Raw genomic sequence first — 24057 nt, 5'->3', positions numbered from 1 at the left:
CTTTTCCGCGTCAAGTCCCAACCGTCGGTCGAATGGTCGCGATCGTCGCGCCGATGTCCGTTCGCGCGCGCTCGGGGTGGACGCGGTGACGCCCGCGGGACGCCGACGTGCGGTCAGGGAGCGAAGTCTGCCGGGGAGAGCGGGTGCTGCTCGACGGCACTTCGAGGGGAGGGCACGCGAGCCGCACTCGGGAACCCGGCTCGTGGACGCAGTCGGTCGTCCGGACCCGCCGGACCCGCCGAGCGTCGTCGACTCCCCGTCGGACCGGCCGTGCAAGCACCGCCGCGTTTCGGGACGGTCCACGTGAGCAAGCTCGTCGTCCTGTTGGCCGAACTCGTCCTCATCCTGGGCATCGCCGCCGTCGTTCGGACCCTGGCGAGGCGGGTCGCGATCCCGTTCACGGTCACCCTCGTCCTCGTGGGGTTCGCCATCTCGGTGTCGCGGTTCCAGTTCAGTCTCGACCTCTCGCCGGACCTCATCATGAAGGTGCTGCTCCCGACGATCGTCTTCCAGGGCGCCGAGGAGACGAAGCCCGATCACTTCACCGACGTGCTCCCGGAGGCGCTGCTGATGGTGGTGCTCGGCCTCCCACTCGCGGTGCTGCTGCTCGGCTGGCTCGGGAGCCACGCGCTCGGCGTTCCGCTCGTGATCGCGCTCCTGTTCGCGGTCATCATCTACCCCATCGACCCGGTCGGCGTGCTGGCCATCTTCCGCGACACGGACGCCCCGGCGCGGCTTGGCGTGCTCGCCGAGACCGAGAGCCACCTCAGCGAGGGCTTCGCCATCGTGACGTTCTCGACGGTCCTGTCGCTGGTCTGGCGCCAGGTCCAGACCGGCCGGTCGATCGAGGGGCTCGTCTCCGTCCCGCAGCTGGTCGACGTCGCCGCCGAGATCACGTGGGTGAGCCTCGGCGGTCTGCTCGTCGGGGCCGTCACGGGCGGGCTCGTCCTTGTCGTCCTCCGCTACACCGTCGAGGAGATGGCCCAGCTCCTCTTCCTGGTCATCCTGCCGTACGGGAGCTACCTGCTCGCCGAGGAGGTGCTGCATCTCAGCGGCGTGCTGGCGGTGGTGGCGGCGGGGCTGCTGGTCGGGACGCACGGGAAGGCGCGAGTGATCCACCCGGAGACCGTCGACTTCATCGAGGAGATCTGGCGGACCGCGGCGTTCCTCGCGACGACCGTGCTCTTCGTGCTGGTCGGCGTTCGCGTGCCGGTGAACCACCTGCTGAACAACGCGGAACTCATCCTGGTCGGGACCGTGCTGGTGCTGTTCGTCCGCGCCGTCTCCGTCTACCCGGTGATCCGGATCGTGAACCGGACGACCGCGGGCGCGGTTCCGCTGGAGTACCAGCACGTGCTCGTCTGGGGCGGCATGCACACCGTCATCCCCATCGCGCTGTTCCTGTCGATCCCGAACGCGTTGCCGTACCGCGAGACGCTCGGCGCGCTGGTGTTCGGGGTCGCCGTCCTCAGCATCGTCATCCAGGGGTTCCTGATGCCCTACGTCCTCCGGACGACGGGAACCCTGGAACCGATGGAGGAGGCCGTGGACGCGGACTAGGACGGTCCCACGGAGAGTTCCGAACCGACTCCTCCGAGCGATACCGTCGGCGCGGGCCTGAAAGCCTTTGTGCGGTCCCGTCACACAGCGGCGGCAATGCGCCGGCGGTGCGTGTTAGCCGCCACTGCCGCAGTGGCCGGCTTCGGGTGGTATCAGTGGTACAGCGGTCGTGCCGACGACGGGGAGCGCGCGACCGCGACGACCGGTGTCGGGACGCGGACGCGGCACGCGGCGACGCCCGGCGGTGTCGGCGATGGCGTCGACGGCAGGTTCGACGCACCCTTTTAACAGTGGCCCTCGTTGGACGGAGTCATGGAGTCAAAGCGGTTCCTCTTCGTCTCGGCTGACGCCGCGCTGATCGGCGACCTCGCCTGGCAGATCCACGGCGAGGGCCACGACGTGAAGTACTACATCGAGGCCGAGCGCGACCGGGAGATCGCCGACGGGTTCGTGCCGAAGACCGACGACTGGCGTGCGGAAGTCGAGTGGGCCGACGTGATCGTCTTCGACGACATCTGGGTCGGCCCGGACATCGGTACCGGCGCGCTCGCCGAGGAACTCCGCGAGCAGGGGAAGGCCGTCGTCGGCGGGACGCCGAACACCGACCATCTCGAGGAGGACCGCGGCTACGCGATGGAGATCCTCGAAGAGCACGGGGTCAATACCGTCGAACACCACATCTTCCACAGCTTCGAAGAGGGCATCCGGCACGTTCAGGAGAACCCTGCGCCGTACGTCGTCAAACCGCTCGGGGAGGTCCAGAACGTCAAGCGGCTGCTGTACGTCGGGACCGAGGACGACGGCAGCGACGTCGTCGAGGTGCTCCGGGCCTACGAGAAGGCGTGGGGCCACCGGATGAAGGGGTTCCAGCTCCAGCGCAAGGTCGAGGGCGTCGAGGTCGCGGTCTGCGGGTTCTTCGACGGCGAGCGGTTCGTCGAGCCGGTCAACTTCAACTTCGAGCACAAGAAGCTGTTCCCCGGCAACATCGGCCCCTCGACCGGTGAGATGGGGACCTCGATGTTCTGGAGCCGCCGGAACGAGCTGTTCGAGCGGACCCTCGGCAGGCTGGAGGACTGGCTCGCCGACGAGGGGTACGTCGGGAGCATCGACCTCAACTGCATCGTGAACGCGACCGGGGTCTACCCGCTCGAGTTCACGCCCCGGTTCGGCTACCCGACCATCGCGCTCCAGGAGGAGGCGATGGAGTCGCCGACCGGCGAGTTCTTCCACGACCTCGCGCACGGCCGCGACCCCGACCTCCGGGTCCACCGGGGGTACCAGGTCGGCGTCCGGATCGTGCTACCGCCGTTCCCGTTCGACGACGAGAAGACGTACGACGAGAACTCCCGGAACGCCGCCATCGTCTTCGAGGACGGCGACCGGGAGGGCGTCCACATCGAGGACGCCAAGAACGTCGACGGCCAGTGGCGCGCCGCCGGCGAGTCCGGCATGCCGCTGGTCGTGACCGGGAAGGGCGAGACGATGCGGGAGGCCCGGGTGCAGTGCTACGACCGGGTCGACGACGTCATCATCCCGAACCTCTACTACCGCGACGACGTCGGCGACCGCTGGGTCGAGGGCGACGGCGACCGGCTCCACGCGTGGGGGTACCTCGGGCCGCGGGACTCGGTCGGTTCGCGGAGCGCGGACTGACTCTGTCCGCGAAACACCGACTGAGTCGGGGCGACAGAGCGCGGACCGGATCCGGACTCGTCTACCGGACGCTCGGATACCGGCGGACGCCGAGGTACGCCTGCTGGGGTTCGTACTCGCCGTCCCGGAGGAGTCGCAGCGCGGTCGCGGTGGCGTAGTGGTTGCCGTCGGCGACGTACGGGGCGGCGGTGCCCCGGCGGAAGCAGACGATGCGCTCGGCCGCCGGCCGTCGCGCCGCGAGCCGCCGGACGTGGTCGACGTCGACGTCCTCGAACCGGCCGCGGAGGTCGTCCTCGCGGATGCGCCGGGCCGCGCCGACGATGGTGCCGTCGGGCGAGAGCTTCCGCCACGACTCGTCGCGGGGCCCCTCGATGACCCCGAGCCGTCGGAACGCGGTCTCGTCGAGCTCGGTCCGGTACCACGTCACCGGGTGGCGCCAGACGAACGCGGCCTGGAACGGGCGGAGCGCGAACAGCTGGCCCACGAGCTGCCAGTCGTCGGCGCCCTCGCCCGGGAGCGACAGGTCGACGTCGCCCTTGCGTCGCTCGCGATCGAGCCAGCTCCGGACCACCTCCAGCTGCGAGACGCGCTCTCTCATGGATGGGGCGGCCGATGCTTCGGCCGCCCCGGCTAAAAGTTGCAAGCACCGGTTCGGGGGAGCACGGGCGGGCCCAGCGGTGCCAGCGGTCTACCGACCGACGTCTCCGCGACGGGCGCTACTCGCGGAGCCCCATCGCCTCGATCTGCTCCTGGTACCGGTTCCGGATGGTGACCTCCGTGACCTGGGCGGCGTCGGCGACCTCGCGCTGGGTCTTCTTCTCGTTGCAGAGCAGCGACGCCGCGTAGATCGCCGCGGCCGCGTACCCCGTGGGCGACTTGCCAGAGAGCAGGCCCTGTTCGACGGTGGTCTCGATGATCTCGTTGGTCTTGGCCTCGACCTCCTCGGAGAGGCCGATCTCCGAGCAGAACCGCGGGACGTACTGCTTGGGGTCGACGGGGCGCATCTCCAGGCCGAGCTCCTGGGAGAGGTACCGGTAGGTCCGGCCGATCTCCTTGCGCTCGACCCGGGACACCTCCGCGACCTCCGCGAGCGACCGCGGGATGCCCTCCTTCCGGCAGGCGGCGTACAGCGCGGCGGTCGACGTCCCCTCGATGGAGCGCCCCCGGATCATGTCCTCGTTGAGCGCCCGCCGGTAGATGACGCACGCGACCTCGCGGACCGACCGCGGGACGCCCAGCCCCGAGGCCATCCGGTCGATCTCGCCGAGCGCGAACTGGAGGTTGCGCTCGCCCGCGTCCTTGGTGCGGAGCCGCTGCTGCCACTTGCGCAGGCGGTGCATCTGGTTGCGCTTCTTCGAGGAGAGCGAGTTGCCGTAGGCGTCCCGGTCCTTCCAGTCGATGGTGGTCGTCAGCCCCTTGTCGTGCATCGTGTTCGTCGTGGGCGCGCCGACCCGAGACTTGCTCTGGCGCTCCTGTGAGTTGAACGCGCGCCACTCCGGCCCGCGATCGATGGTCTCCTCCTCGAGGATGACGCCGCAGTCCTCGCAGGTGAGCTCCGTCTCGTCGGCGCTCTTGACGAGTTCGACGGAGTCGCACTCCGGACACCGCCGCCGGCCCCCGGTCTCCTCCTTCTGGTCCTCGCTTTCGTCGCGCTCGCCTTGCCGACGGAGCCTCTCCATACACGGCGTTCGGTGCGTACACGGGTAACAGTTGTGCAGGAGCGGGCGTTCGGGCCGCGTCCGCTCACCCGAAGTTGAGTTCGACCTCGTGGAAGTACCGCGGCCGGTCGGCGGCCGCCCGCCGGCGGGGCGTCGGCGGCGTCGCCCGCTCGTTGCGGGTGTCGACGTGCCACGCCGCCGCTCTGTTGACGACCCCCGTCGGCGTCGGCCTCGTCGACATTCTCGCGGAGGGGGTCGCCGCCTGCTCGCGCATCTCGGCGGGCGACAGGCCGGTTCGGTCGCGGGGTGCAGTCGATTCGACCGGGGACGACCGCCGGGTCGCCGCGTCAGTCACCTCCCCAGTCGCGCGGCCGGGGCGACCGCGACTCGGTGGTCCGTGTCGCCCCGCCCGCCGGCCGCGGGTCGGTCGGCCATCGGTCATCAGTCGGCCGTCGCTCGTCCGTCGTCCGTCGCCGGGCGCGCCGGGCGTACCGGACCGCGACCCGGCCGACGAGCGCGGGCGCCACGTCGAGCGCGTCGGCGGTCTGCTCGATGCCGGCGCCGTCGTCGAGCAGCTTCCAGAGGATGGCGTCCGCCGTCTCGGCGGTGAGCGGCCCGTCGGCGGTCGCGGTCCGCTCGAACCACCGCGGGTCGGCCGGCGGGACGTCGGCGCAGTCGGTCGGGACGTCGAGGTGTCGGGCGAGCTGTCGAACCTCGGTACGGTAGAGGTCCCCGAGGGGGAGGAGGTCAACGCCCGGCTCCCGGGCCCGGACCGGGGCGGCGCCGACCAGCGACGTCCGAGTCCCCGGTCCCAGGACGAGCCGGGAGGACGCGGTCGCCTCGACCGAGGCGGCCAGCTTGCCGAGCGAGACCGCGACCGCGCTGCGGAACGCCGCGGCGCGGACCTCGGCGTCGGGCGATTGGGCCCGGTCGCCGAAGCGTGAGGAGGGCCGCGACTCCGGCGGGCCGAGCAGATCCGCGTGGTCGACGACGGTCCGGGTCAGCGCGTCGACGTAGGGCGCGACATCGAGCGGTCGGGTCGCGACGCCGAGTTCGGTCGCGACCCGCCGAGCGAGCGTGTGGCCGTCGCCGCCGTCGGACTCCGCGTCGGTCGTCGGAACGAGGCCCCGGACCGACTCCGGACCGAGCGCCTCCACGGCGAGTCCGGCGACGACAGTCGAGTCCACGTCGCCGGTCAGGGTCACGACCACGCCGTCGGCGCCGGCGTCGGCCACGGCGCGTTCGATGAACGCCGTCCGTTCGCGGGCGGTCGCCTCCGGGTCGTCGAGCGCGGGCCGGTCGGCGTCGGTGGACCGATCGAAATTCTGGGCTGTGCGTGACATGAAATCGAATGGACTGGTTCCGTCGAGTATTCCGAGCGAGCGATCGAAGTACCTGTCCGGCGGAATCGTCAGAACGGGGCCACCGGGCGGCGTCGGTCTCCCCACCGCGCCGTCAGACCGCGTCGACCCCGCTCTTGCCGGTGCGGACCTGGACCGCGTCTCTCACGGGGAGGACGAAGATCTTGCCGTCGCCCGGTTCGCCGGTGTTGGCCGCCTCCTGGATGGCGGCGACGACCTTCTCGGCGGGGACGTCGGCGACGACGCACTCGATCTTGACCTTCTGGTGGAGGTCGACCGTGTACTCCTCGCCGCGCCACTGCTCGGTCTTGGCCGGCTGGCTGCCCCGGCCGCTGACGTCGGTCACGGTGAGGCTTGGCGCGCCGACCTCCGCGAGCGCGGCCTTGACCTCGCCCAGCCGGTCGGGCCGGACGACGGCCATCACGAGTTCGATGTCTGCGTCGGTCTCAGTCATCGCGGCTCACCTCCGAGTCGGCAGCGCCGCCGTCGGTGGCGACCGGGCCGCCATCGCCGGCGCCCGAGCGCCGCCGGCCCGACTCGCCCGTCGTCCCCTCGATGAACTCGGGGTAAGCGGTGTAGCCGTGCTCGCTCCGGTCCAGGCCGAGCTGTTCGTCCTCGTCGTCGACCCGGAGCCCGACCGTCACGTCGGCCAGCTTGAACACCAGCCAGGTGGTGACGACGGTCCAGAGCGCGATGACGCCGATGCCGACGGCCTGCATCGCGAACTGGACGCCCGAGAAGCCGGAGACCGCGAACACCGGGATGAGCAGGGTGCCGACGGCGCCCGCGCTGCCGTGGACCGCGAACACGCCGCAGACGTCGTCGATCTTGAGCGAGTCGACGACCCACCGGTAGACGATGGGCGTCTGGACGCCGCCGATGACGCCCAGGGCGAGCCCGCCCCACCACGTCACGTGCGGCACCGCGCCGGTGACCGCGACCAGGCCCGCGAGCAGGCCGTTTGCGGTGAAAAGCGGGTCGGGCTTGCCCTCGGTGTACACCGTGGTGAGCGCGGCCGCGACCGCGCCGCCGCCCATGCCGAGCGTGGTGTTGAGCGCGACCCGGCCCAGCGCCTCGCCCATGAAGGTGAGCGCTCCGCCCTCGACCGCGAGGACGGTGGCCTGGGTCCCGACGTTGAAGCCGTACCAGCCGAATGCCAGGATGAACGTCCCCAGCACCGCGAACGTGATGGAGTGACCGGGGATGGGCCGGCTCTCGCCGGTCTCGTCGAAGCGGCCGCGCCGCGGGCCGACCATCCACGCGCCGACGAGGCCGGCGACCCCGCCCAGCATGTGGACGACCGTGGCGCCCGCGAAGTCGAGGTAGCCGACGCCGAGCGCCGCGCCGATGAAGCCGCTCGAGGACAGCAGACCGCCGCCCCACGCCAAGCCCTGGACGACGGGGTAGATGACCGCGGTCAGGCCGATGGAGTAGAACACGTACGCCTTGAACTTGATGCGCTCGGCGACCGCGCCCGAGACGATGGTCGCAGCGGTCATCGCGAACACCGCGCCGAACAGCCAGCTGACCCACGAGCCGGGGTCGCTGATGTAGCCGAACGACGAGGCGAGCCCGGACGACCCCGACGCGGTCAGGGTTGCGGCCACGCCGGCGATGCCGAGCCCGACCAGGAAGTAGACGATGACGCCCATTCCCCAGTCGAGCAGGTTCTTCATGAGGACGTTGGCGACGTTCTTCGCCCGGACCTGACCGGCCTCCAGCAGCGCGAAGCCGGGCTGCATGAAGAAGATGAGGAACGACACCGTCAGCACCCAGACGGTGTTGACCCCGCTCGCGAGTTCGGTGAACTGCTGGAGTGCGGCGAGGTCAACCATCGAGGTCACCTCCCGTCACGGGACGCGTTGCGTTGTGCGCCGCGAGGTCGCGCTCGCGGTCGACCGGATCGTCGGCGTCGACCGAGTCGTCGGCCGGGTAGGTGACGTCCGACTGTATCCAGGCGTGGGTGCGAGTGCGGTCGTACATCACGACCGCGTCGTCGGCGAGGGTCAGTTCGGCGTATCTCCCGTCGTCGGCGCCGGTCGATTCTGTCGCGGGTGGGGTGGCGTCGTCCATCGGGTTGTCAGCTCCGTCGGTGACGTTCGTGCGTTCGCTCGCAGCGGTGCCTTCGTCGTCTGAACCGTTCGTGTTGTTTTTCACGCTATTGTCCCCCAGTTGTTGTCTGAAAGTTCGCTTTGATTCTGCCTCTCACCTATAGATGGCTCATAATTCGACATTCGTCCGTTCATCTTCTACACCGTCTGGCAACAGCTATCATTCACTAAAAGGTTCCGCACGATCACCTAATTCGTGATGGTATTGTTAACCGAATAGAGACCATATAAGGGAAATAAATCTGTGAATTTCCAAAATTTCTCCATATACAACACAAATGTAAAAGTTCTCAGTCGTAACCGCGGCGGTTCGTCAGCCCGGACGAGGGCCGATACCGGCGCCTTCGTGCGGTCCGATGCGGAGAGGAGGAGTAATCGAGCAGGCGTATGGAAATACTGCGATTCGATTCCATAACTCAACCTAATCGCCGCCCCCGTTGTACACTAATAGGGTGTATTAGGCAAGTGTTTACAGTATTCACGTGAAACCTGACTCTGCCATGGTCCAACACATCCCAGATATGGCCGGAGCGACGAGACAGTACGAGTGCCGGGAGTGCCTCGCGCGGATCACCGCGGAGGAGCACCGGTCGACCTGCCCGGAGTGCCGGGGGCGGCTCCGCAACGTCGGGGTCCCGCGCGAGTAGGGGCACCGCTCGGGCCTGCCATCGTTCCCGGACGCGCAATCCCTGACGGTCGATTGTATTGTTATAGGTCCTGAATACCCTATCGTCGCAACCTATTTACGGGAAGTTCTCGATTACCGGGTAAAATGGCCGCGAAATCGGTAACGTACGTCCAGAAGGCCTGCGCGTACATCACGCGCGGGGACGGGGAGCTGCTCGTGTTCGAGGGGCCCGAGCACGACGGGCTACAGATACCCAAGGGGACCGTCGAGTCCGGGGAGGACCCGCGGACGGCGGTGCTCCGGGAGGTCGCCGAGGAGAGCGATCTGGGCGCCGTCGGCCCGACCCGCCACCTGACGACCGACGTCTGGACCCGCCGGCGGTCCCCGCCGAAGCGCTACGTCCGGCACTTCTTCCACGCGACCGTCCACGAACCGCGGGATAGCTGGACCCACACGGTCACGGGCGAGGGCGAGGAGCGGGGGGCGGAGTTCGAGTTCTCGTGGGTCGACCTGCCAGCCTCGGAGGAGTTCGCCCTGGAACTCGACGACTACGTCCACCTGCTGAAGGTCACCGCGTAGTTCTCGGCCCGAGGAACGCGGCCTGAGGTTCCTCGGTCGAGCGCTTCCGGGACAGCGGTTCGGTTCGATTTCCTCGGGAGAGAATTTTTGGAAACCATTCCAATTGCTAGAGATGGTTGACGTACTAGCTCCGCTTCCGGCGAATATTGGACAATCTGTAGCTTATAAAGCGCAGGGTGTGCTGTGACGGAGTATGACGTACGAGAACCTCGACGTGGAACTCGTGAACGCCCTGTTGAACGACGGTCGGGCCAGCCTCCGGAGCCTCGCAGAGGAGCTCGACGTCTCGGTGACCACCGTCTCGAACCACCTCGCCGACCTGGAGGAGGGCGGCGTCGTACAGGGGTACACCCCGCGGGTGGACTACGACGCGCTCGGCTACGACGTGACGGCCGTCATCCAGCTCAAGGTCGAAGGTCACGCGCTCCCGGACGTCACCGACCGGCTGCGGGACCACGACCGGATGATCAGCGTCTACGAGGTCACCGGCGACTACGACATCATCGCGGTCGGGAAGTTCGCCGACACCGACGGGATGAACGAGCAGATAAAGGTGCTGCTCAACGACCAGGACGTCAACGAGAGCAACACCAGCGTCGTGCTCGCCACCGCGAGCGAGCACGACCAGTTCGCGCTCGACGTCGAGGACTGAGACCGTAGTACGCGAAAGATGTCGGTTGTTCGGATGCGGTTTTCGTCCTCTCGAGAACCGGGAGCTACGAGGGCGAGAGCTACGGGGTGGGACGGACGGCCGGACTGCTACGAAAGGGCGGGCGCGTGGCAGTTCGACCGGGGTCCGTCCCGGGAGTGAGCGACGTGCGTCTGCGCCCTGGCCGAGAATCTCCGAGGTGAATTACCGATGGTAATTCGAACCACGGGGAGCGTCGCTGATCTCGAATCCATGGTGACAGTAGCGGCGGACGGGCCGGTACGGAGCCGCGAGATCAACGGTCACCGAACGGTTGCTCGCTACACGTCGGACAGTGGGGCGGGTCACCTCCCTGCATACCCGTTCGTCGACCCAGACCCGTAAAACGTTTTCTTAGAAGAAGGTATAACATCCGCATTTTCCTAGCGGTATATTGTCTATATTAGGTTCAAACGGGCCAATCGTCGTCGAAAATCCAGAATCTTCCCACTATTGTTGTTCGATTTGTGTGGGCTCACGAGTCACGGGTGTAAACGCCCGATTCGGAGCAGACCGTTCGTGGGGCAGCGAGTCGGACCGGCCGGCGTCGCCACGCCCGCGGTCGAACCCGACGCCGGGATTCTTTCAGCCCGCGACGCCGCGTTCGCATGGGAAGAACTGTTCTCCCGGCGCGGCGTTCGGGTAGTCGATGCGACTTCACCCCGGAGCGTCGCGCCGGGTCGCCGCGGCGCTCCTCGCACTCGTCGCAGTCGCGTCGCTCGCCGGGTGTCTCGGCGGCGCCGCGCCGGACGCCGACGCGACCGCGCGACCGGCGACCGCCGAGACGCCGGCGGACGGCGACACCGCCGACGCCGGCAACCTCACGGTCCACTTCATCCACGTCGGCCAGGGCGGCAGCGTGCTCGTGGTCGGTCCCACCGGCGAGACGCTGCTCTACGACACCGGCAACTGGAACGACGACGGCGAGCACGTCCTGAACTACCTCCGGCGGCAGAACGTCACCCGGATCGACTACCTCGTGACCTCCCACGCCGACGCCGACCACGTCGGCGGCCACGCCGCCGTCATCGACTACTTCGAGACCGAGGCGGACGGCGTCGGCGCCGTATACGACCCGGGGATCGCCGCGGCCTCCCGGACCTACGAATCGTACCTCGACGCGGTCGAGGAGCACGACGTCACCCTCTACCGGGCGCAGGCCGGCGACGAGATCCCGCTGGCGGGCGCGTCGGTCCGGGTGCTCGCGCCGCCCGAGGGGTACCTCGCGGACCGGGACCGCAACGAGAACAGCCTCGTCCTCCGGGTCGCCCGCGGGAACGCCAGCGTGCTCCTGACCGGCGACGCCGAGCGCGAGGCCGAGGCGTACCTCACAGAGCGCTACGACTCGCTGCTGAATGCAACCATCCTGGCTGCGGGTCACCACGGCTCGAACACCAGCACCGGGCCCGCACTCCTCGCCGAAGTCACACCACGCGCGGCCGCGATCCAGAGCGCCTACGACTCGCCGTACGGCCACCCCCACCGGGAGGTGCTCGCGCGCCTCGCCGGCCGGGGCGTCCGGACCTACTGGACCGCGGTCCACGGGACCGTGGTGTTCGAGACCGACGGCGAGCGCGTCGCGGTCCGGACCCAGGCCGACGCGCCGACCGACCCGCTCGAACTCCGGCGCGCGGACCCCGTGGCCCCGAGTGCGGACGGACCGCTTCGACGCCGCGCGGTGTTCCCGGTCGGCGGGGCGCCCCGGCCGACCGCGGTCGCGGACGGGGGAACGCAGGCCGGGACCGGTGGCCCGACCGCCCCGCTCGACCTCGCCGCGGTCCACGCCGACGCGGCCGGCGACGAGACCGAGAACCTGAACGACGAGTACGTCGTCCTCCGGAACGCGGGCGACCGACCGCTCGACCTCTCTGGGTGGACCGTTACCGACGAGGCGGGCCACGAGTACCGATTCCCGGCGGGGGCGACCCTCGGTCCGGGCGAGACCCTGACGCTGCGGACCGGGAGCGGCCGGGACGGCGGCGGGGAGTACTACTGGGGCGCCGGCGCGCCGGTCTGGAACAACGCGGGCGACACGGTTTTCGTCCGGACCGACGAAGGCCGACTCGTGCTGGAGGCCGAGTATGACGGGTGATCGGCGCGACACGGCCGAGGACGGCGAGACCGACGCCCGAGGCGCCGTCGCGGACGGCGGCGAGTCCAACCGCCGCGAAACCGTGCCGGACGGCCGGTACGTCGCGGTCCTCGACCGGTTCGAGGCGACCGACCCGGCCGACGACGGCGAGGACCTGGCGGTCCTGCTGGTGGAATCAGACGAGTGGGTGGTGGCCGAGCGCGCGGTCCCGGCGTGGCGGCTCCCCGAAGACGCCCGGCGGCAGGACGCCGTGCTGGAAGTGGCAGTGAACAACGGCCACGTGGTCTCGCTGTCCTCCGACGCAGAGACCACCGAACGCCGGGTCGACGCGGCCCAGTCGCGGTTCGACAGGCTGGCGGAGCGGCCGGACTCGGGCTCGTCGGCGGACGAGAGCGGCGAAGAGTAAGCGACGGACGGTAGGAACCTCCTTCGACAGAAAGTACCTGTCGGTGATTCGAGTACTCCCGGGCGTGCCCTCCCGAATCGACGGCGAGTCCTCCGTGCGAGCGCTGCAGCCTCGCCGCAGTCGGCTTGACCGGGTGTATGGGCGGCGGTGCGGACGGACTTCCGCCCCCGACACGACCGCAGGCGATGAGCCGGAGCCGACCGATACGACCGCCGCGAATCACCGAGAGACCGCCTCGGGGTCCCGCCGGACGCCGGTTCGCCGGCGCGACGACCCGGTCCGACCGGGCGGCGGTCCCGTCCGCTCTCGGTCGCGGGAGTTGGGTGAACTTAAGTGCTCGCCGAATAATCTCCGGGTATGTCCCGACGAGTATCTCAGTCCCCTATCGACGAGACCGACCGGCGCACGCTGTACGTCGGTCGCGACCGGCCGATCCGCATCAGCGCGGGCCACCGCATCCAGCACCACGACGGCAAGTGCAGCCGGCCCCACGGCCACAACTACGAGATCACGGTGAAGGTCGTCGGCGAGCTGCGCGAGGAGGGCTGGGTCGTCGACAAAGGAGATATTACCTCGGTCATCTCCGAGTGGGACCACAGGTTCCTGCTGGAGGCCGGCGACCCGCTGGTCGAGGCGTTCGAGGCGTCGGGCGACGGCGACGCCGCGGTCGTGCTGGAGGACCCGCCGACCGCCGAGGTGATGAGCGCGGTGCTGGAGCGCCGGCTCGCCGCCGAGCTGCCCGACACCGTCTCGGAGATCGCGGTCCAGGTCAGCGAGACGGCCGAGCTCTGCGGCGGGGCGACGTTCTGACAATGCCGGTGTCCAGCGACGCGGACGCCGGGGCCGAGGCGGCCGCGGACGCTCCGGACGGCGACGCGCTCCCGATAAACGAGCTGTTCGAGTCGCTCCAGGGCGAGGGCCGGCTCGCGGGCGTCCCGAGCGTCTTCGTCCGGACCTCCGGCTGCAACCTCCGGTGCTGGTTCTGCGACTCCTATCACACCTCGTGGGAGCCGACCCACGCGACGATGAGCGTCGACGAGGTCCTGAGCGAGGTCGAGTCCTACGGCGCCGACCACGTGGTCCTCACGGGCGGGGAACCCATGCTCCACGACGCGGTGGTCCCGCTGCTGCGCGAGCTCGACGACCGGGGCTACCACACCACGGTCGAGACCAACGGGACCATCCACCGGGACGTCCCGATCGACCTCGCGAGCGTCAGCCCGAAGCTGGCGTCGAGCACGCCCACCCCGGAGCGGGACCCGAAGGGCGACGGCGAGTGGGCCGAGCGCCACGAACAGCGCCGCGTCGACCTCGACGCGCTGGCGGCGCTGGTCGAGTCGTACGACTTCCAGCTCAAGTTCGTCGTCAGCGAGCGCGACGACGTCGCGGAGATACGGGACCTGCTCGACCGCCTCCGGGACGCCGCCGCGGTCGAGATCCGCGACACCGACGTCCTGCTGATGCCCGAAGGCGCGACCCGCGAGCGCATCGCCGAGACCCGGCCGGTCGCGGCCGAACTCGCCCAAGAGTACGGCTTCCGGTACACGCCCCGCCTGCACGTCACCCTCTGGAACGACGCCCCCGAGACGTGACCACCTTCCGCTGCGCTCGCGGTACTACTGCCGACCGAGAATTTGGACGAATACCATGACCCAGAACGAGACCCACATCGACAACACCCCGACCGACGCATCGACCGACGAGCGCGCCGTGGTGCTCGCCTCCGGCGGGATGGACAGCGCCACCACGGCCTACCTCGCGGCCGAGGAGGGGTACGACCTCTACCTGCTCCACACCTCCTACGGCCAGAACACCGAGGGCAAGGAGTACGAGTGCGCCCGCCGCCTCGCCGACGAGGTCGGCGCCGCCGACTTCCTCCGGGTCGAGACCGGCCACCTCGCCGCCATCGGGAGCTCCAGCCTCACCGACGACGAGATGGAAGTGGCGGACGCCGACCTCGACTCCGAGGAGGTGCCCACGTCGTACGTCCCGTTCCGGAACGCCAACCTGCTCGCGATGGCGACCTCCTACGCCGAGGCCAACGACTGCGGGGCGGTGTTCATCGGCGCCCACAGCGAGGACTTCTCGGGGTACCCCGACTGCCGGCCGGCGTTCTTCGACGCCTTCCAGCGGGTCGTCGACACCGGGACGAAGGACGAGACCGACATCGAGCTCCGGGCGCCGTTCGTGGAGTGGTCCAAGACCGACATCGCCGAGCGCGGGACGGAACTCGGCGTGCCCTACGAGCACACCTGGAGCTGCTACCGCGAGGAGTCGCCGGCCTGCGGGACCTGCGACGCCTGCGCGTTCCGGCTCCAGGCGTTCCAGAACGTCGGCGTGCGCGACCCCATCGAGTACGAGGAGCGGCCGGAGTACGCGGAGTGAGCGGCCGGGAGAAGTCCCGCAGAATCGACGCTCGGCGCCACGGAAGAGAACAGGGAGCTCGGTTCACTCTCCGAACTGACCGAAGTCTACTCCGCCATCCGGTCACCGCGACGGAGACCGATCACTCGTCGGCGAGTCTGACCGCGCGGGTGATGACGTAGAGGAGAACGGTCCCCGCTCCGACCGCGAGGACGAATTGGGCCAGCACCGTGAACAGCAGTCGCATCGCCGAGTTCCCCGCGAACACGATACTGAAGGCGAACGGGACGAACGCGACCGCGACGAACAGTCCGACTAACTTCGCGATCGGGATGGCCTCGGCGAGCACCCGCGTCGCGTCGAGTTCACCGGTTCCCTGCTCGATGAACAGTCTGGAGGGCGACATCTTCCGGGGTTTCTCGCAACGCCGACATTACAGTTCCGGTTCCGGCGGTCGACCGACGTGCCCCGAGCAACGCTTCCATTCGGGAAAACCGGCAGAAGACGCTCTGGGTGTTCCATCGCTTCACCCACGGAACCGGAGGTTCTGATTACACCCCGGAGTTCACAGGTTTACGGGCCAAACGACGGGAGTCAACTACTCCCGCGTCCGGACCAGCAACAGCCCCGCGACCAGCGCCGCCACCGTCGCCCCGACGCCGAATCCGGGCACCCCCGGCGCGGGCGAGTCGCCGTCCCGGGACTCAGTCGGTTCGACCGCCAGCGACGCCGAGGCGTTGCCCACCGTCGCGGTGTAGTTGCCCGCGGCGTTCACCGACCGGACGAAGGTGACCCGCTTCGCCTCGTGGGCCGGCACGCGGACCGTCTTCGTCGCGATCTGCTCGCCGAACAGCGTCAGCGCGACCTCGCGCTCGCCCGGTTCGCTGCCGTCGTTGCGGACCGTCGCGGTGATCTCGACCTGACCGCCGGCCCGGATGGACGAGTCGTTGAGCGACACCTCGGCCACGCCGATGTCGGGGCCGGGCTCGGCCACCGTCACGTTGCCGACCGGGGTCGCGTCGAGCGCGATCCGGTGGGCGCCGGGCGACAGCCTCCGCTCGACGGTGACGTTCGCCGTCGCGCCCGCGGGCACCTCGACCGTCTTCGACGCCACCACCTCGCCGTCGGCCGTGAGGTTCGCCCGGTACGTGACGGGCGACTCGCCCTCGTTCCGGAGCGTCGCGGTCACCGAGACGGGTTCGTCGGCGGCGACCCGCGTCGCGTCGAGCCGCGCGTCGGCGACCGTCACCGACCGGTCGCCGCCGAGCGCGACGGGGCCGAACCCGTCGGTCCGGACCCGGAGGACGACGGTCCGCCCGCGCGAGGCGACCGTGGTGTTGACCGCCGTCCACTCGCCGCCGGCCCGCCGGTACGCGGTCAGGTCCGCCGGCGCGAGCCCGGCGTCGGCGAGCCGGGAGCGCTCGACCGCCACCTCGTAGGTGACCCCGGCGACCTGGCCGGCGCGGAGGTACTTCGCGCCGACCGACAGCGACCCGAGGCTCACCTCGGCCGGGAGCGCGGCCGCGGTCGCGCCGTCGGCGGGCCGCGACGTCTCGACCGCGAAGTGGGGGTCGTCGCTGCCGAGGTCGACCCGGACCTGCCGGAACCGGACGCCGGTTCGAGCCGCGGCCTCGCTCTCGGGCAGGTCGGCCTCGACCGCCTTGCCGCTCCGGGCGTTGCGCACGTCGACGAGGCCGGCGTTCGGCCCGGCCTTCTCGGTCCGGGTGACGACCGGCGGCGGGCCGGAGCTACCGCCTCCGCCGCCACCGCCGCCTCCGGCGCCGCCGATGCTACCCCCGCTGCTGCCGCCGTCGCCCCTGTCTCTCTTGGGCTGTTCGTTCTGCTCGACGCGGACCGAGACGGTCGCGGAGTCGGTGTTCCCGTCCGCGTCCGCGACCGTGACGCTGGCCTCGTAGGTGGCCGGCGAATCGTAGGAGTGGGTGACCGTCGGGCCCCCGGTCGTCTCGTCGACCGCGTCGTCGCCGTCGAAGTCCCACCGGTACTCCTCGATGCCGGTGCCGTTCTCGTCGTCGGACGACCCGCTCGCGTCGAACTGGACCTCGTCGCCCGTCTTGGTCTCGTTGGGGTCGACGGAGAGCCGGGCGGTCGGGTCGGTCGCGTCGCGCTCGCGGACCTCGACGGTCACGTTCGCGCTGTCCTCGTTCCCGCCGGCGTCGACGACGGTCACGGTGGCGTCGTAGGTGCCGGCCGCGTCGTACGCGTAGGTTACCGTCGCGTCGTCGGTCGTCCGTTCGGGTTCGCCGTCGCCGTCGAAGTCCCACCGGTACTCCTCGATCCGGCTCCGCTCGTCGTCCGAGTCGCTCGCGTCGAACCGGACCGGGTCGTTCGCCGCGACGCTCGTCGTGTTCGCACCGAGCGCCGCGTTCGGGGGCGTCTCGTCGGGCCCGCGGACGGTCACGTTCGTCGTCCGGGTGGCGTTGTTGCCGCCCTCGTCGACGACCTCCAGCGCGACCGTGAACGTCCCGTTCCCGTCGAAGGTGTGGGCGACGCGCTCGCCGGTCTTGGTCTCCTCGCCCGCGAACGTCCAGCGGTACTCCGCGATGCCGGTGTCGTCCGAGGAGGCGCTCGCGTTGAAGACGACCTCCTCGCCCTCGACCGGGGTCGCGGGCGACTCGACGCGGAACGCCGGCTCCGGCGGCTCGTCCGCGCCGACCGAGACGGTCCGGGTCGTCGAGGCGTTCTGCCCCGCGGTGTCGACGACAGTCAGGCCGACCTCGCGGTCGCCTGTCTCCTCGTACGTGTGGCTGATCGTCGCGTCGCCGGTCGTCTCGTCGACTTCGCCGTCGCCGTCGAAGTCCCACCGGTACTCCGCGACGCCGCGGTCGTCCGCGGAGCCGGTCGCGTTGAAGCTGACCGGGACCCCCTGGACCGCGCTGCCGTCGGCCCGGAACGCCGCCTCCGGCGGGTCGTCGGCGTCGACGGTGACGCTGGCCGTCGCGCTGTCTTCGTTGCCGGCCTCGTCGACGACGGTCACGGTGGCCTCGTAGGTGCCGGCCGCGTCGTACGTGTGCTGAATCGTCGGGTCGGTGGTGTTGCGGTCGACAGTGCCGTCGCCATCGAAGTCCCACCGGTACTCCGCGACGGTGCGGTCGTCCGACGAGTCGCCGGCGTCGAAGGTCACGGGCGACCCGACGACGCCGTCCTCGGCGGAGAGGGCCGCGCTCGGCGCGGTGTCGTCGGGGTCGCAGTGACCGGTGCGAACGGTGACCGGCGCGCCGGCGTCGAGGGCGACCGCGCTCGGGTCGTCGAGGCCGCCGGTGAGGAACTGCCACGCGTCGACGTTCCCCGACCGGTCGACCGGTTGCTCGTAGAGCGCGGCGTCCTCGTCGAACGCCGCCTCGATGGTGATCTCGGTGCCGTCGCGGTCGAGCCCGCGGAACACCGCGCCGTCGGTCCGGCGACCGGCCCACGACCAGTCGATGCGGTCGCGGGCGAACCGGTCGTCCTGGCCCGGGTAGCTGTCGTCCTCGACGACCCACTCGCCGCCGCTCGGCAGGCCCTCGAACCGGAACGTGGCGGCGCTGCCGTTGCCGTCGCCGCCGTTCTCGTTGTGGACGATCACCAGGCTCACGCCGTCCGGACCCTCGTAGAGGAACAGCCGGCTGGCGTCGTCGCGCGTGAGGTGGCCGGGCATGTGCGAACTGTACCACGCGGGGGAGCCGGAGGTGGTCCGGTAGTCGTAGAACGAGACCGCGTCCTCGTCCCCTCGGAGGGGCGACACCTCGTAGCAGTCGTCTCCATGTTCGACGACGAAGCTGTGTTCGGCGGCCGCGGCGGTACTCACGGGAGGCGGGAGGGGCACCGCGGACGCGACGACCAGCAGGGCGATACCGACGATTGCGAGCCGCGATAGTGTCCGAGTCATGTGAAGCGGGGGTGGTGACGGGCCGTCACCGCAGTCGCTGTCAGCGAGTCGTTCTACCGCCCGTTGACGGGCGGCCTGGCCCGACGTTACCCGGAAACGGCCTTTGTTATACGTCGGCTGAGCGGGGATAACCCGGGCCGGACGCGGGCGGTCGTCGGTGCCTAACCCGCCGCAGCCGGCGCCTGGCTCGGCGCCGCCGGCTGGCGATTTCGGCGTTCCGGGGAGCTGCGACTACGCGGTGAAAAGTAGCTGTGCGGCGACCGGTGACCGCCAGTACCGGCGACTACGCGACAAGACGTGATCGGCCGGGAGCGCGAAAGAAGGACGAATCGAGGGGGTGCGCGGTTTACTGCCGGCGGCGGGCGAGGAGCGCGGCCGCGAGGAGCGCGACCAGCGAGACGCCCACGCCGAAGCCGGGGACGCCCGACGAGCTGTCGGACGTCGTCGTCTCGGTGGTGGTCTGACTGTCCGAGCCGGCCTCGGTCGTCGTCTGGGTCTGGATGCCCTTCACGACGACCTCTGCGCTCGCGTCGCCGACGCCGACCGAGTAGACGCCGCTCTCGTCGAACGTGCGCGTGAAGGTGACCTCGGTCGTGCCGTCGGCCGCGACCGAGACCGTCTTGGTGGCGACGACCTCGCCGCCGACGGTCAGCTCGACCTCGCGGGTACCGTCGGCGTGGCCGGTGTTCTCGATGGTCGCGGTCACGGTGACCTGCTGGCCGGGTTCGACGCGCTGGCTGTCGACCGACACGTCCGCGACGGACGTGACGGCCTTCCCGACGCCGACCGCGTAGACGCCGTCGGAGACGTTCGCGCGGAACTCGTACGCGTCAGCGGTCTGGTTGACCTGCGCGGTCTCGACGACGGACCACGCGCCGCCGTCGTACCGGAACAGGCTCACCGCGTCGGCCGAGGCGTCGCTCGCCTGGAGCCGGGACTTCGCGACGGTGAACGTCGCCTGATTCGCACCGCTGACGTTCAGGTACGAGAGCGCCGCGAAGCCGTCCTCGGCGACCGTCGGCGCGGTGACGCCGGCGGGCGCCGAGGCGGTCACGTCGACCGCGGGGTCGGCGTTCGACCCGCTCGCGGTGACGACGACCTTGCCGACGCGGCTGTCGGCGTCCCGCATCGGCGCGGAGACGGTCTGGGTGTCGTCGGACGAGTCGCCGCCGTCGTTGTTGTTATCGGGACTGGCGCCGCCGATACTGCCGCTCCGACTTCCGGTGTTGTCACCGTCGTCGTCGTTGTAGCCGTGTTCGTTGTCGTCGTCGTCGTGGTGATCGCCGTCGGAGTCGCCGTTGTCGCCGGAGTCCTTCTCCTCGTCGTCGTTGTCAGCGGGCAGGACCTCGACGGTCTCGGACGACGTGTCGGACTGGTGCTTGTTGTCCCAGACCTTCACCGTGAACTCGTAGGTGCCGGTACCGTCGAGGTGCTTCTGCGTGTCGAGCGACGTCCGCTCGGGCGTCGCGTTCGGGTTGCCCGCCCAGAGCAGTTCGCCGTCCACGTAGTACTTGACCCACACGATGCCGCGGTCGTCGATCGACTCGCGGGCGTCGAGGACGAGCGTCTCGCCCAGGTGGACTTCCGAGACGGCGTCGAGGTGGGCCGTCGGCGCGTCGTCGACGACGGGCTTGACGACGACCACGGTCTCGGACGCGGTGTCGGTCTGGCCCGACTCGTCGACCACCGTCACGGTGACCTCGTACGTGCCCGGCGACCGGTACACGTGGCCGATGGTCGCGCTGTCGGTGGTGTTGCGGTCGATCTCGTCGTCGCTGTCGAAGTCCCACAGGTACTTCGCCACGTTCGCGTCGTCGGACGAGTTCGAGGCGTCGAACGTGACGGTCTCGTTGACGTTCACCGTGTTCGACCCGACGCTCAGTTCGGCGGTCGGCGGCATCTCGCCGGCCGCGATCTGGTCGGGCGTCGGACTCGTCGCGGTCGACGGGGTGTACCCGAAGTTCGAGAAGTCGGTCTTCCAGACCAGGTTCGACTCGTTGGACTCGGGCGTCCAGTTCGCGGTGAACGTGTGGCGGCCTGGCGCGAACGTGGCCGGGGGCTGGTCCGAGGTGTTACCCGCGGCGAACGCGCTCGCCGAGGCGTTCATCGCGTGGTCGTTCGGGTTGACGTAGCCGAACGTGACCTCGTAGGTGTTGTTGCCTGTCTTGTTCGCGCTGGCGACGAAGGTGCTGACCTTCTCGGGACGGACCTCGTCGAGCTGCGACGAGTAGTTGGGGTTCCGGACGCTGATCGTGGCGTTGCTGTCAGAGGCGTTGTGGAAGGCTGCCGCCTTCTCGGTGACCGGACCCCATGTGGCGTCGTCCGAGGGGGTCAGCAGCGTCTCCCCGGAGACGTTGCCGAAGGTGCGGGTCGCGGTCTGCTTCCCGTCGGCGGTGAACGACACCGTCGTCAGGTTCACCGCGGCGAAGTCGCCGGTCACCCGGACAGCCGACTCGTTGACGAACTCGATCTTGGGAACGATTCCGCCGTACTGCGCGGCGGTCTTCGTCCGCGCGGTGACGTCCGACTGGCCGAAGGCGCTCCGGTTGAGCGTCCAGGCCGCACGCTCGTCGTCGCTGACGGGCGTCCACGTCACCGTGAAGTTGTGCTCGCCCGACTCGAACGTCTCGGGCGCGGTACCGGAGACGTCGCCCGAGAACGTGCTGTTGGGCATCGTCAGCGACTCGTTGTTCGGGTTCGCGTAGCCGAACGTGACCTCGTAGGAGCCGTTTCCGACGGCGGTGACGTTCTCGACCGAGGTGGTCACGGGCCGGGGTTCGATGCGCTCGGCGTAGTAGTCCAGCCGGGGGTGCTCCTTCCGGAGGCTGTCGCCGGCGGTGGAGTTGTCGACGTCGGCCTCGACGAGGTTGATGAGCGACCCGTTGACGCCGCCCATGCCCTCGCTGGAGATGAGCGTCGACCCGGAGACGTTGGTCTTCCGGATCATCGACTGGCCGTAGCCAGATCCGTCGTAGAACCCGACCGAGGCGGAGACCTGATCGAAGGTGCCGTTGACCCAGACGTGGGTGGCGTTGACGTAGTTGATCTCGCCCTCGACGGTGCCGACGTAGGTGCTGTCGGTCTGACCGTCGGCGGCGTCGTCGCCGTCGGCGTCGGCGGCCGTCACCAGCTCGGCGGCGTAGGTGCCGGCCGACTCGACGGTCGTCGTCGCCACGTAGTTCTGGTAGTCACCGGCGTCGGACGCGTCGAAGTCGCTCTCGTTCAGGGTCGCGACGACGGTCCCGTTCGCGTCGGTGACGTTCGCCGTGATGTCGGTGATCGAGGCCGACCCGAGGAACGAGACCCGGAGCGTCTCGTTCTCGGGGTTGCTGACCTGGAAGCTCTCGACGGTCGGCGAGGTGTCGCCGTCGTCGGGGTTCACCGCCTCGATCTCGACCGTCTCGGTGTGGGACTCGCCGTCGGAGTCGGTCCACGTGAGCGTCACGGTGTGGTTGCCGACCCGGGAGTAGTTGTGCGAGACCGTGCTACCAGTCTTCGTCGTCCCGTTGAAGTCCCACTCGTAGCTCTCGACCTTGCTCTCGTCGCTCGCGCTGGCCGAGACCTCGAACGTCTCGCTGACGTTGACCGTCTCGGGCGCGGACACGTCGACCGTGGGGTCGCTGGTGTCCGACGATTCGACCGTGATCGTCGTCGTCGCGGTGTCCGTGTTCCCGTTGTTGTCGACGACCGTCACCGAGGCGGTGTACTCCCCGGTGCTCTCGTACGTGTGCGAGACCGTCGCGTCGGTGGTGTTGCGGTCGACGGTGCCGTTACCGTCGAAGTCCCACCGGTACTCGGCGATGCCGGAGCCGCCGTCGTTGTCGCTGGAGTTGCTCGCGTCGAAGGTGACTGCCTCGTTGTTGGCGACCGTGTTCGACGACGCGGAGAGCGCCGCGCTCGGGTCGGTGGTGTCGGGGCAGCCGCCCTGCTTGATGGTCACGCTCTTCTGCATGTCGAGCGAGACGTTCTGGCCGCCGTTGTCGAGCAGGCGCCACTGCTCGGTCTTGTTGGCGTCGTCGCCGGAGTACTCCCAATCGTTCCAGTACTTTGCGTCGTCGTTGAACTGCGGACTGATGGTGACCGACCCGTCGGCGATGCCGGTGAACGCGCCGCCGTCGGTCCGGTGGGGACCCCACATCCAGTCGATCACGTGGGTGTCGCCCTTGGTGTCCCAGTTGTCGTCCTGGGGGTCACCGTTGCTGTCGGTGTAGTTGTCGTCGCGGACCTTCCAGTCCACGTGGCTCATGTTCGAGAACTCGAACGTGATGGTGCTCGCGTTCGGACCGTCCTCCTCAGCCTCGTCGAGCTTGTCGTGGAGCATGACCAGGCTGTACCCGCCGGAGCCGTTGTAGACGAACAGGTTACTCACCTGGTTCTCCTGCAGGTGCTTCGTCCCGTGCGACGAGTACGTGTAGACGTCGGGGTCCGTGTTGTTCGGCTTCCGGTAGTCGTAGAACTCCTCGACCGTCTGATCGCCGCTACCGTAGGCGGTGACCTCGTAGCAGTTGCCGGCCTGGGAGACGTGGAACGTCCCCGTCGACGAGTTGGCCGCAGCCGCCGTGGCCGTGGCCGCGCCGACGCCGACCGTAGAGAGCGTCGACACGACCAGCAGGAGGGTCAGCAGTACGCTGCGCGCGCGTTCGGTCACGCGGCCTCACCTCCGCGGCGTCTCGGCCCGCGTCGGTCGCGGACCGTTCCGGTCGGCTTATCGTTGCTAGTGGACGTGTACCGCCGCGTCGGCGGCGTTCCGTGGCGTTTTCTGGGGAGTGTTGCGTCGGGCATTCGTTTCGGATTTCGGGGGTAGTTTGGCGTTTACCGGTACGTTCGGACCTTCGTAACCTGGAGGGCGTTCGTCAGAGCATCGTTAGCCCCGACTTCCGGCGGACTCCCCCTTTGTTATCCTTCGGCTGTAGAACCGGAACAGAGCGCCTGTACCGTTTGAAATCACGCCCTAGTCGGAGAAATATCGACTTCTGACGGCGGCTGAAAGGAAGGTTGGCGCCGCCTGTTCGAACTCCGTCGAGCGACAGGCGGCGCCTACTCGTCGGTAGAGGCGCTGAAACAACTGGTC

The 24057-nt window shown here is 69.3% G+C and carries 21 protein-coding genes; 11 read left to right on the top strand and 10 right to left on the bottom strand.

Translation table 11 applies throughout. The features are described 5' to 3' along the window. Positions 1-303: 303 nt before the first annotated feature. From ACQUQF_RS11135 to ACQUQF_RS11125, 3 genes are all read left to right on the top strand, one after another. Complete coding sequence (locus ACQUQF_RS11135; protein ID WP_435178744.1) at positions 304-1560, top strand: cation:proton antiporter; 1257 nt, start codon at positions 304-306, stop codon at positions 1558-1560. Positions 1561-1656: 96 nt separating this feature from the next. Then, positions 1657-1848: a hypothetical protein gene (locus ACQUQF_RS11130; protein WP_435178742.1), complete on the top strand. Its 192-nt coding sequence runs from the start codon at positions 1657-1659 to the stop codon at positions 1846-1848. A 24-nt stretch (positions 1849-1872) separates the two neighbouring features. Next, entirely contained in the window at positions 1873-3213 is a 1341-nt protein-coding gene (locus tag ACQUQF_RS11125) for a phosphoribosylamine--glycine ligase (RefSeq protein ID WP_435178740.1), read from the top strand. A gap of 61 nt (positions 3214-3274) precedes the next feature. Here the strand turns inward: ACQUQF_RS11125 and ACQUQF_RS11120 are convergent, their stop codons facing one another. The 7 genes from ACQUQF_RS11120 to ACQUQF_RS11090 all read right to left on the bottom strand — a co-directional run bounded on the left by ACQUQF_RS11120 (position 3275) and on the right by ACQUQF_RS11090 (position 8305). Then, positions 3275-3811, bottom strand: coding sequence for a hypothetical protein (locus tag ACQUQF_RS11120; RefSeq protein WP_435178738.1), 537 nt, complete (start codon positions 3809-3811; stop codon positions 3275-3277). A gap of 118 nt (positions 3812-3929) precedes the next feature. Beyond that, a complete protein-coding gene (locus ACQUQF_RS11115) occupies positions 3930-4892 on the bottom strand; it encodes a transcription initiation factor IIB (protein ID WP_435178736.1) in 963 nt (320 codons plus the stop codon). 64 nt (positions 4893-4956) lie between these two features. Then, on the bottom strand, positions 4957-5226 hold the full coding sequence (locus ACQUQF_RS11110; RefSeq protein WP_435178734.1) for a hypothetical protein: 270 nt from the start codon (positions 5224-5226) through the stop codon (positions 4957-4959). Then, a complete protein-coding gene (locus ACQUQF_RS11105) occupies positions 5219-6214 on the bottom strand; it encodes a hypothetical protein (protein WP_435178732.1) in 996 nt (331 codons plus the stop codon). The genes ACQUQF_RS11110 and ACQUQF_RS11105 overlap by 8 nt, the downstream gene beginning before the upstream one ends. A gap of 112 nt (positions 6215-6326) precedes the next feature. Further along, a complete protein-coding gene (locus ACQUQF_RS11100) occupies positions 6327-6686 on the bottom strand; it encodes a P-II family nitrogen regulator (RefSeq protein WP_435178730.1) in 360 nt (119 codons plus the stop codon). Then, positions 6679-8067 carry an ammonium transporter gene (locus ACQUQF_RS11095; RefSeq protein WP_435178728.1) on the bottom strand — a complete coding sequence of 463 codons (1389 nt, stop codon included), beginning with the start codon at positions 8065-8067 and terminating at the stop codon, positions 6679-6681. Before ACQUQF_RS11095 ends, ACQUQF_RS11100 begins: the two co-directional genes overlap by 8 nt. Further along, positions 8060-8305 (bottom strand): hypothetical protein, encoded by a 246-nt coding sequence (locus tag ACQUQF_RS11090; RefSeq protein ID WP_435178726.1) that lies wholly within the window; start codon positions 8303-8305, stop codon positions 8060-8062. The genes ACQUQF_RS11095 and ACQUQF_RS11090 overlap by 8 nt, the downstream gene beginning before the upstream one ends. A 538-nt stretch (positions 8306-8843) precedes the next feature. Between ACQUQF_RS11090 and ACQUQF_RS11085 the strand changes: the two genes are divergently transcribed. The 8 genes from ACQUQF_RS11085 (at position 8844) to queC (ending at position 15121) form a co-directional block, all read left to right on the top strand. Then, the gene (locus tag ACQUQF_RS11085) at positions 8844-8990 is read left to right on the top strand and encodes a rubrerythrin-like domain-containing protein (protein ID WP_435178724.1); all 147 of its coding nucleotides are present in this window, start codon (positions 8844-8846) and stop codon (positions 8988-8990) included. Between the two features lie 125 nt (positions 8991-9115). After that, positions 9116-9550 (top strand): NUDIX hydrolase, encoded by a 435-nt coding sequence (locus ACQUQF_RS11080; protein ID WP_435178722.1) that lies wholly within the window; start codon positions 9116-9118, stop codon positions 9548-9550. A gap of 193 nt (positions 9551-9743) precedes the next feature. Further along, on the top strand, positions 9744-10202 hold the full coding sequence (lrp, locus tag ACQUQF_RS11075) for an HTH-type transcriptional regulator Lrp (protein ID WP_435178720.1): 459 nt from the start codon (positions 9744-9746) through the stop codon (positions 10200-10202). Positions 10203-10887: 685 nt separating this feature from the next. Beyond that, complete coding sequence (locus ACQUQF_RS11070; RefSeq protein ID WP_435178718.1) at positions 10888-12330, top strand: lamin tail domain-containing protein; 1443 nt, start codon at positions 10888-10890, stop codon at positions 12328-12330. Beyond that, a complete protein-coding gene (locus tag ACQUQF_RS11065; protein ID WP_435178716.1) occupies positions 12320-12736 on the top strand; it encodes a DUF3006 domain-containing protein in 417 nt (138 codons plus the stop codon). Before ACQUQF_RS11070 ends, ACQUQF_RS11065 begins: the two co-directional genes overlap by 11 nt. Before the next feature lie 357 nt (positions 12737-13093). Further along, entirely contained in the window at positions 13094-13546 is a 453-nt protein-coding gene (locus ACQUQF_RS11060) for a 6-pyruvoyl trahydropterin synthase family protein (RefSeq protein WP_435178714.1), read from the top strand. A gap of 2 nt (positions 13547-13548) precedes the next feature. Further along, positions 13549-14328: a 7-carboxy-7-deazaguanine synthase QueE gene (locus tag ACQUQF_RS11055; protein WP_435178712.1), complete on the top strand. Its 780-nt coding sequence runs from the start codon at positions 13549-13551 to the stop codon at positions 14326-14328. A gap of 55 nt (positions 14329-14383) precedes the next feature. Beyond that, a complete protein-coding gene (gene queC, locus ACQUQF_RS11050) occupies positions 14384-15121 on the top strand; it encodes a 7-cyano-7-deazaguanine synthase QueC (RefSeq protein ID WP_435178710.1) in 738 nt (245 codons plus the stop codon). A 121-nt stretch (positions 15122-15242) separates the two neighbouring features. Here the strand turns inward: queC and ACQUQF_RS11045 are convergent, their stop codons facing one another. The 3 genes from ACQUQF_RS11045 to ACQUQF_RS11035 form a co-directional block, all read right to left on the bottom strand. Continuing rightward, complete coding sequence (locus ACQUQF_RS11045; RefSeq protein ID WP_435178708.1) at positions 15243-15506, bottom strand: hypothetical protein; 264 nt, start codon at positions 15504-15506, stop codon at positions 15243-15245. A 192-nt stretch (positions 15507-15698) separates the two neighbouring features. After that, on the bottom strand, positions 15699-18986 hold the full coding sequence (locus ACQUQF_RS11040; RefSeq protein ID WP_435178705.1) for a PKD domain-containing protein: 3288 nt from the start codon (positions 18984-18986) through the stop codon (positions 15699-15701). Positions 18987-19332: 346 nt separating this feature from the next. Next, positions 19333-23634 carry a PKD domain-containing protein gene (locus ACQUQF_RS11035; protein ID WP_435178703.1) on the bottom strand — a complete coding sequence of 1434 codons (4302 nt, stop codon included), beginning with the start codon at positions 23632-23634 and terminating at the stop codon, positions 19333-19335. Positions 23635-24057 lie beyond the last annotated feature (423 nt).

The sequence above is a fragment of the Halorussus sp. AFM4 genome, assembly GCF_051194995.1.
Classification (GTDB): Archaea; Halobacteriota; Halobacteria; order Halobacteriales; family Haladaptataceae; genus Halorussus.
This window is presented reverse-complemented; position numbering and strand designations above follow the sequence as displayed.